At 34.3% G+C, this 8,318-nt stretch carries 11 protein-coding genes; 9 read left to right on the top strand and 2 right to left on the bottom strand.

Features of this window, described 5'->3' with window-relative positions:
* Positions 1-421: BlaI/MecI/CopY family transcriptional regulator (locus Q0A18_RS00285; protein WP_292008162.1), on the bottom strand; the 421-nt coding region annotated here is incomplete at its 3' end.
* A gap of 9 nt (positions 422-430) precedes the next feature.
* Entirely contained in the window at positions 431-1,033 is a 603-nt protein-coding gene (locus Q0A18_RS00280; RefSeq protein ID WP_292008161.1) for a phosphatase PAP2 family protein, read from the bottom strand.
* A 126-nt stretch (positions 1,034-1,159) separates the two neighbouring features.
* Between Q0A18_RS00280 and pdhA the strand changes: the two genes are divergently transcribed.
* The 9 genes from pdhA to Q0A18_RS00235 all read left to right on the top strand — a co-directional run bounded on the left by pdhA (position 1,160) and on the right by Q0A18_RS00235 (position 8,028).
* Positions 1,160-2,161 (top strand): pyruvate dehydrogenase (acetyl-transferring) E1 component subunit alpha, encoded by a 1,002-nt coding sequence (pdhA, locus tag Q0A18_RS00275; RefSeq protein WP_292008160.1) that lies wholly within the window; start codon positions 1,160-1,162, stop codon positions 2,159-2,161.
* A gap of 96 nt (positions 2,162-2,257) precedes the next feature.
* The gene (locus Q0A18_RS00270) at positions 2,258-3,871 is read left to right on the top strand and encodes a pyruvate dehydrogenase complex dihydrolipoamide acetyltransferase (RefSeq protein ID WP_292008159.1); all 1,614 of its coding nucleotides are present in this window, start codon (positions 2,258-2,260) and stop codon (positions 3,869-3,871) included.
* Positions 3,872-3,990: 119 nt separating this feature from the next.
* Positions 3,991-4,656: an ABC transporter ATP-binding protein gene (locus tag Q0A18_RS00265; RefSeq protein ID WP_292008158.1), complete on the top strand. Its 666-nt coding sequence runs from the start codon at positions 3,991-3,993 to the stop codon at positions 4,654-4,656.
* Positions 4,657-4,725: 69 nt separating this feature from the next.
* Entirely contained in the window at positions 4,726-4,923 is a 198-nt protein-coding gene (locus Q0A18_RS00260) for a hypothetical protein (protein WP_292008157.1), read from the top strand.
* 25 nt (positions 4,924-4,948) lie between these two features.
* A complete protein-coding gene (locus Q0A18_RS00255; protein ID WP_363315930.1) occupies positions 4,949-5,167 on the top strand; it encodes a murein L,D-transpeptidase catalytic domain-containing protein in 219 nt (72 codons plus the stop codon).
* Positions 5,168-5,257: 90 nt separating this feature from the next.
* Positions 5,258-5,935 carry a DNA repair protein RadC gene (gene radC / locus Q0A18_RS00250; protein WP_292008156.1) on the top strand — a complete coding sequence of 226 codons (678 nt, stop codon included), beginning with the start codon at positions 5,258-5,260 and terminating at the stop codon, positions 5,933-5,935.
* Positions 5,935-6,813: a hypothetical protein gene (locus Q0A18_RS00245; protein ID WP_292008155.1), complete on the top strand. Its 879-nt coding sequence runs from the start codon at positions 5,935-5,937 to the stop codon at positions 6,811-6,813. The genes radC and Q0A18_RS00245 overlap by 1 nt, the downstream gene beginning before the upstream one ends.
* A gap of 67 nt (positions 6,814-6,880) precedes the next feature.
* Positions 6,881-7,393 (top strand): hypothetical protein, encoded by a 513-nt coding sequence (locus Q0A18_RS00240; protein ID WP_292008154.1) that lies wholly within the window; start codon positions 6,881-6,883, stop codon positions 7,391-7,393.
* Between the two features lie 23 nt (positions 7,394-7,416).
* Positions 7,417-8,028 (top strand): inorganic pyrophosphatase, encoded by a 612-nt coding sequence (locus tag Q0A18_RS00235; protein ID WP_292008153.1) that lies wholly within the window; start codon positions 7,417-7,419, stop codon positions 8,026-8,028.
* Positions 8,029-8,318: the final 290 nt, after the last annotated feature.

The following is an 8,318-nucleotide window of genomic DNA, read 5'->3' as shown; positions in this document are numbered from 1 at the left end:
TTTGGAGATTAAGGATCTCCTCAGCAATTTCAAGTTTGGGTTTTTTGGCTTTTACCGGTTTTATTTCAATTTTCAAATTAAGATAATCTGTAAGATCATTTTGAGAAATAAGATTTTCATTGAAAAGGAACTGCAGTATTTCTTTTCCTGAATCATCAAAAAAATTATGCGAAAGCTCTTTCAATAGGAATTTTTTATAATCATCATAAGGAACCTGTATGGAATATTTAAAGATCCTCCCTTCTTTTTGTGCAGATAAATAGCCTTTCTCAATAAGAATTTTCAAATAGGTGGAAACTGTATTCTGGTGCGGTTTAGGCTCAGGATGTTGTTCCATTACGTCTTTTAAATAGAAGGAATCCAGTTTCCAGAATAGTTTCATTAAATTTTCTTCTGCTGCTGTGAGGTGATTTATTTTCATGTAAAATTCTTAATGTTGAAATTGTATATTGCAATAAAGATAAATAAAAGAAATTACAAAAGCGATTCCGGCTCCCATACAAACTTCCTTTATCGTATGTCTTTTTAAAACAACCCTCGTAATCCCAACCAGAATAGCTATTCCCAGCCAAATAATTCCCATTCTTGTGTCCAACGCAAAAAATAAGGCGGCTACAAAGATATTGAAAGAAGTATGCATCGAACTTTTAATAAAAAGATTGCTGATTTGTAATGCAAATAGGAGAATAAGGATGAATAAAAGCACAAGATCCAGATATCCGTTCTTCATATAATTGTATAGTAAATACAAAATAATACAACACTCCAGAAATACATATAGAGTTTTTCTCTGGATACGATTGGAAACATCCATATTGGTGTATCTTCCTGTTTTTACATTCCAGACCAACCAGATTATTACCGGAACTATAACAAAAAGCAAAACAGGAAGAAAATAAGATAAAGTCGCCTCCCAGGAGTATTCTTTAATGCTCATGAAGATGAAAAAAATAAATAAAGAAACTAAAGGATTGAAAAAGTTAGAGATAACTTTAGACATATTCAGCCAAAGAGACGATTGATTTTCTTTCATTATTAAGTTTAAATTCCAAATATAACATTATAACTAAAAAAAACAATTGATATGTATACAATAAAAACAAAGTTTTTTTCCTAATTTTGCTCAACTATTTCATAATAAATAAGCAAGAGCTAACACATGAAAGAATTTTCGAAAGAAGTATACCTAAAGTGGTATGAAGATATGACAATGTGGAGAAGGTTTGAAGACAAGTGCCGTTCTCTTTATCTAAAACAAAAAATCAGAGGATTTTTACATTTATACAATGGTCAGGAAGCTATTCCTGCAGGATTTGTTCATGCAATGGATCTTACTAAAGACAGTATGATCACTGCTTATAGATGTCACATCCATCCAATGGCGATGGGAGTGGATCCAAAAAGAATTTTGGCGGAGCTTTGTGGAAAGGCTACAGGAACTTCAGGAGGTATGGGTGGATCTATGCACATTTTCAGTAAAGAACACCGTTTCTATGGAGGTCATGGAATTGTGGGAGGGCAAATCCCGTTAGGAGCCGGTATTGCTTTTGCAGATAAATATTTTGACAGAAAAGCTGTTAATATCTGTTTCTTTGGAGACGGAGCTGCAAGACAAGGTTCTCTTCATGAAACATTCAATATGGCGATGAACTGGAAACTTCCTGTGGTATTCGTTGTTGAGAATAATCAATATGCGATGGGAACTTCAGTAAAAAGAACAGCTAATCACGAAGATATCTATAAATTAGGATTGGGATATGAAATGCCTTGTCTTCCAGTAGATGCTATGGATCCTGAAAAAGTGGCAGAAGCTGCTTATGAAGCTATAGAAAGAGCAAGAAGAGGAGACGGACCAACTTTTATTGAAGCAAGAACTTACCGTTACAGAGGTCACTCTATGTCTGATGCGGAACCTTACAGATCTAAGGAAGAAGTATCTATTCATAAAAAAGATGACCCTATCGAATTGGTAAAAGAAAGAATCTTGGCTAATAACTGGGCTACTGAAGAAGAGCTTGAAGCAATGGAAAATAAATCCAGAGATTTTGTTGAAGAATGTGTGGAATTCATGGAAAATTCACCATATCCTGATGCAGATAAAATCTATGAGTATGTTTATGCTCAGGAAGATTATCCATTCCTAGATAAATTAGAAAACTAAACGGAATATGAGATAATGTGGTGATATGCTAATGTTAATTATCATTATCCTATTCATTATCAAATTATCAATTAACTCATTATCATATTAAATATTATGGCAGAAGTAATTACAATGCCTCGTCTTTCCGATACAATGACGGAAGGGAAAGTGGCAAAATGGCATAAACAAGTAGGAGAGAAAGTAAAAGAAGGTGATATTTTAGCTGAAATTGAAACCGATAAAGCTGTTCAGGATTTTGAATCTGAAGTAGAAGGTACACTTTTATATATAGGGGTGGAAGAAGGTGGAGCAGCAGCTGTAGATTCAGTTTTAGCAATTATTGGTAATGAAGGAGAAGATATTTCTGCTTTGAAGGGAGGAAATGTACCTGCTGCCGGAGCCTCTGAAGAGAAAAAATCTGAAAAAGAATCTACAACACAAGATAATACTGCAAGTGCTGAACCTACAACCGGAGAGGTGCCTGCCGGAGTAGATATTATTACAATGCCTCGTCTTTCTGATACAATGACAGAAGGAAAGGTAGCCAAGTGGCATAAAAATGTTGGTGATACAGTTAAAGAAGGTGATATCTTAGCTGAAATTGAAACCGATAAGGCTGTTCAGGATTTTGAATCTGAAGTAGATGGAGTTCTATTGAAGCAGGGAGTAGAAGAAGGAGGAGCAGCTTCTGTAGACTCTATATTGGCTATTATAGGACCTGCAGGAACAGATGTTTCAGCTATAGGTTCAAAAGCACCCGCTCAGGCGACTGAAAAACCAACAGAACAAAAATCAGAAACTAAAAAAGAAGAAGCGGTTCCAGCTCAGGCTGTGAACACTTCATCATCAGATAGAGTGGCAATCTCTCCTCTGGCTAAGAAAATGGCTGAAGATAAAGGCGTGGATATCCACGATATTCAGGGATCGGGAGAAAATGGAAGAATAGTGAAGAAGGATATTGAAAACTATCAGCCTTCTCAGAAGTCCTCTGCTGCACCTGTACAGGCTGCTAGTGCTGCTGCTCAGGTTGCTGTTAACTTTGTTCAGGGTGAAGATACTGAAACCCAAAACTCTCAGGTGAGAAATGTAATTGCTAAAAGACTTTCGGAAAGTAAGTTCTCTGCACCGCATTATTATCTGATGGTAGAGATCAATATGGATAAAGCCATTGAAGCAAGAAAAGAAATCAATTCTTTACCGGATACTAAAATATCTTTCAATGATATGATCATTAAAGCAACTGCAGTTGCTTTAAGAAAACATCCTCAGGTTAATTCAAGCTGGGCAGGAGATAAGATCATTCACAGAGGGAATATCAATGTAGGTGTGGCCGTGGCAATTCCTGATGGTTTAGTTGTTCCTGTTCTTAAGAATACAGATCAGATGAACTATACCCAAATTTCTGCAGCTGTAAAAGATATGGCATCAAGAGCTAAAACAAAAGCTCTCAAAGCTAATGAAATGGAAGGTTCTACTTTCTCCATATCTAACTTGGGAATGTTCGGAATCGAAACATTTACAAGTATTATTAACCAGCCTAATTCTGCTATTTTATCCGTAGGAGCTATTATTGAAAAACCAATCGTGAAAAACGGACAGATCGTAGTAGGAAATATCATGAAACTTTCTTTAGCATGTGATCATAGAGTAGTAGATGGTGCAACCGGAGCCCAATTCTTACAAACCTTAAAAACATACTTAGAAAATCCTTTAACATTGTTACTGTAATTATCTAATATGCAAAATAATATAACCTCTCACTTCGAGAGGTTTTTTTATGATATTTTAAAATAAAAACAGATTGATATCATTACGGAAAATTGAAATCAAATTAGTATTTTTGAATTATGATTAAAGCAACCAATATCCATAAATCTTATGGGAATTTAGAAGTGTTAAAAGGTGTTGACATGCATATAAAGACCGGAGAAGTAGTTTCTATTGTGGGAGAATCTGGTGCAGGAAAATCTACACTTCTCCAAATACTTGGAACTCTCGATCAGCCTACGAATTCAAAACATTATAATACGGAAATTACTATTGCCGGAGAGTCATTTATTAATATGAATGATAAACAGCTTTCTAAATTCAGAAATCAGAATATTGGTTTTGTTTTTCAGTTTCATCAGCTATTACCAGAATTCACTGCGTTGGAAAATGTATTGCTTCCCACAAAGATTGCTGGAGCTAATGAGAAGGAAGCATTAGAAAAAGCTTATGCTTTGTTTGAAGATTTAAAAATTGAACAGAGGTTGCAACACAAGCCTAATCAGTTATCAGGAGGAGAGGCACAAAGAGTAGCGGTAGCCCGTGCACTTATTAATTCTCCAAAAGTTATTTTTGCGGATGAACCTACAGGGAATTTAGATTCCAAAAATGCAGATGACCTTCACCGTTTATTTTTCGATCTTAGGGATAAATATAACCAGACATTTATTATTGTAACACATAACCCAGGACTGGCTGAAATTACCGATAGAAAATTAGTGATGAAGGATGGAATGATATTATAGACTTTCTAATTATGAGGTATTATTGCCTGTTTTATTTTAATCCTGTTTTCTCAGCAAATACAATCTCAGATGCCATCTTTACCTGCACAAAGAATTGCAGATCTGAAGACCTTTCTAAAAGGAAAGGATTACAATCAGGATTTAGCTATTTTTATTAGTCTTAAGATCCATTCAGGGAAATATCGATTTTTCTTATATGATCTTAAAAATGGTGTGATTATTAATCGTTCTCCATTGTTTCTCATGGTTCCGGACTATAGTTGCTGATTCATGAGCTCTTACATTCGGTAATATTGAAGGCTCATATTGGTCTTCGTTAGGGAAATATGAAATCAGGGAAAGTTATTCCGGTCAGTTTGGAAAAGCTTATAGATTGAAAGTACTTGATACTACCAGTAACAATGCAATGAAAAGAGCTATAGTTCTTCACTCATATAACAAGGAGTCAACAATTCCGATATGTCTTAGTTTAGGATATCCATACTTTCAACAAAGGTTTTCAATGAAGTAGCGCAATATATTGATGGCTCACAGCGAAATATTATTTTATATGCCTTTTTTTGAATTTAAAATTCATAACTTGTAACTTTTAATAGTTGCTATGTCCATAAAGTTTTTAGCTGAAGATGACAGACCCAGGGAGAAATTTCTACTGAAAGGTAGGAAATCACTTTCTGATTCCGAATTATTGGCTATTATTATGGGAAGTGGAAATAAAGATGAAACGGCGATGGAAGTATCCCGGAAAATTCTATCATCTGTTAATAATAACTGGCACCAGCTCAGTTTACTTTCTATAGAAGATCTTATGAAATTTAAAGGAATTGGGCAGGTTAAAGCTCTTTCCATTGTGGCGGCATTAGAAATCGGAAGAAGGAGAAGTAACCAGAGTATTCTGGAGAAGCCCGTCATTTCCAATAGTAATGATGCATATAACGTTCTTAAAAATCATTTGTCAGATCTCAGAACCGAAGAGTTTTGGGCAATATTTCTTAACCAGAGCAACAAGATTCTGTATATATCCAAGCTTACCGAAGGAGGTATTAATCAGTCTATAGTAGATATCAGAATCTTATTTAAAACAGCATTAGATCATTATTCAACCGGAATCATCGTTGCACATAATCATCCTTCCGGAAACTTGAAACCTAGCCGTGAAGACTTACAGATTACCAAGAAAATACATGAATCGGGAAACCTTTTGAATATTCAGCTTCTCGATCACCTGATTATCGCACAGGATTCATATCTTAGTTTTGCAGATGAGGATTTATTGTGATGATTAGAAAATTAAAGTACCATGAAATCGATTTCTCAAAATATACCAGCTGTTTAGAATCTTCTGAACAAACAAACTGGTATGCACGAAAAGAAGTTTTAGATGAACTCTGTGAGCAATGGGAGGTGTTGATCTATGGAGATTATAAAGCGGTAATGCCTATACCACTGAAGAAAAAGCTTGGGTTTAAATTTGCAGTTATGCCTCTGTTTTGCCAGCAATTGGGAATTTTTTCTCAAAAAGAAAATAAGGAATCTAATGACCTTTTTCTAGAATACTTTCAAAAAAAATATACTATTTTTCAGTATTCATTCAATTACCATAATCAGTTTTCTGATGGGCTGGATACAAAGAGGAATTATATTATTCCTGTTTCCAATTATGATCTTCTAAGAAAAACCTATTTCAAAGGCAGGAAGTCCACAGTTAAAAGTGCCCAGCATCTTTCTTATAAAGAAATAACTTTTGATCAGTGTATCGTTGCTTTTATTGAATTGAATTCCAAAGGGCTTTCTAAAAGTAAAGATCTGCTAAAATTCAAAAAATATATTGAAGCTCTTGATCAGATGAGTGTTCTTAAATTATGTGGAGCCTTTTTAGAAGATCAGTTAATCAGTTTAGCTGTTTTAATTTGTGATAATAAAGAGCTCTCCTTACTCGCACTTGTCAATGATGAAAATTTTAAAAATGAAAACGGAGCTTCCTATTTAATTGATAAAATCCTGAAAGAATACATCCATGAGTTTTCTTTTAATTTTATGGGAAGCAATATCCGTAATATAGAGGTTTTCTTTAAAAGCTTTGGCGGTCAGCTCCGTGAATTTGCCTCTCTCGAGAATAGAAATATCATTAAATTCCGAAAACTGATAAAGACCTAAGTATGATAATTATGGGCTTCAAATTCAGTTAAATTCAGAAAATATTAGTAATTTTGCACTCTAAATTATGTCTAGTCTTTCAGGATATCTGCCGTATGCATTTGCATTGATTATTGCAATTCCTTTTTTGGTTTTGCTGAGACAATTTGTGTATTCCTATATCAACCTTAAAAATCAGGAGCTGAAGTTGCTTACTGTAAAATCAAATTCTGAAAATAAAACTCACTCTTATGAAAGGATGACTCTTTTTTTAGAGAGAATAAAGCCATCTCATCTCATTCAAAAGTTTGATAGTGGTCTGGCAGTACATGAGTTTATTTTCCTTACAGAAAAGACGATCAACGAAGAATTCGAATATAACTCTTCTCAACAGCTTTTTATTACTAAAAATTCATGGCAGAATATTGTTGATTCTAAGAATGGTGTGATAAGCCTGCTTCATCAGACTTATGAGGGGTTGAATAATAATCCAAATCTTGAAGAATTTAAGACTGTTTTTATCATGAATTATATGAACGGTGAAGATTATATTGCCGCGACCATAGAAGATCTTAGAAGAGAGATTTTAATAATAGCTTAATAATTAAAAAATAAATATAGATAATGATTCCAAATTTTAAAGCGCATCCATGGCACGGGATTTCTGCGGGAGAAGATGCCCCTAATGTTGTCAATGTATTTGTAGAGATTGTCCCTTCAGATACTATTAAATATGAAGTGGATAAAGAAACTGGTTATTTGAAAGTGGACCGCCCTCAAAAATTCTCTAATATTATTCCTGCTTTATATGGTTTTGTTCCAAGAACTTACTGTCATAATGAAGTGATGAAGTTAGCTGTTGAAAGTGGAGCAGAAGATGTAACCATGGGTGATCATGACCCACTGGATATCTGTGTATTAAGTTCACATAATATTCATTCAGGAGGTATGTTAATGGAAGCTATTCCTATTGGTGGATTTAAAATGATTGACGGAGGAGAAGCTGATGATAAAATTGTTGCTGTAATGGTCGGAGATCATGCATTCGGACACTTTAGAGATATCGCTGAATTACCTGATGCTGAAGTTAAAAGACTGATGCACTACTTCTTGACTTATAAAAATTTACCAGATGAGCCTGCAAAATGCAGAATTCAGGAAATTTATGGAGCTGAACATGCTAAAAAAGTAATCAAAGCTTCTCAGAAAGACTATTCTGAAAAATTCGGAGGTTGATTAACATTTCCTTTTAAAATAAAAAGAGGCTGTCTCAAAAGACAGCCTCTTTTTTCTATGCTGATGTTCTTATGAGTAGTATATCGACAAAAGTATTTTCCCTTCTTTTAGTGCAATAATTTGTTGCTTTCCATGGTCAAAATAGGGTCTCCAAAATAAAAAAATATGTTTTCTCATATGGCACCCATTTTTTACAACGACCCATTCTCAATACTAAAATCCGAGTGTGAATTTAATTTTTAACGTATATAATTCAATAGATTGTGATAAACCAATTTACGAAATAATAC

It is taken from the genome of Chryseobacterium sp. (assembly GCF_022712095.1).
Classification (GTDB): domain Bacteria; phylum Bacteroidota; class Bacteroidia; order Flavobacteriales; family Weeksellaceae; genus Chryseobacterium.
The sequence above is the reverse complement of the archived record's forward strand: the minus strand, read 5'-3'. Positions and strand labels throughout refer to the sequence as shown.

What these genes read in the sequence shown, in the direction of transcription:
- Q0A18_RS00280 (WP_292008161.1), bottom strand. Translation starts at nt 1,033, where the DNA reads ATGAAAGAAAATCAATCGTCTCTTTGGCTGAATATGTCTAAAGTTATC.
- pdhA (WP_292008160.1), top strand. Translation starts at nt 1,160, where the DNA reads ATGAAAGAATTTTCGAAAGAAGTATACCTAAAGTGGTATGAAGATATG.
- Q0A18_RS00270 (WP_292008159.1), top strand. Translation starts at nt 2,258, where the DNA reads ATGGCAGAAGTAATTACAATGCCTCGTCTTTCCGATACAATGACGGAA.
- Q0A18_RS00265 (WP_292008158.1), top strand. Translation starts at nt 3,991, where the DNA reads ATGATTAAAGCAACCAATATCCATAAATCTTATGGGAATTTAGAAGTG.
- Q0A18_RS00260 (WP_292008157.1), top strand. Translation starts at nt 4,726, where the DNA reads ATGCCATCTTTACCTGCACAAAGAATTGCAGATCTGAAGACCTTTCTA.
- radC (WP_292008156.1), top strand. Translation starts at nt 5,258, where the DNA reads ATGTCCATAAAGTTTTTAGCTGAAGATGACAGACCCAGGGAGAAATTT.
- Q0A18_RS00245 (WP_292008155.1), top strand. Translation starts at nt 5,935, where the DNA reads ATGATTAGAAAATTAAAGTACCATGAAATCGATTTCTCAAAATATACC.
- Q0A18_RS00240 (WP_292008154.1), top strand. Translation starts at nt 6,881, where the DNA reads ATGTCTAGTCTTTCAGGATATCTGCCGTATGCATTTGCATTGATTATT.
- Q0A18_RS00235 (WP_292008153.1), top strand. Translation starts at nt 7,417, where the DNA reads ATGATTCCAAATTTTAAAGCGCATCCATGGCACGGGATTTCTGCGGGA.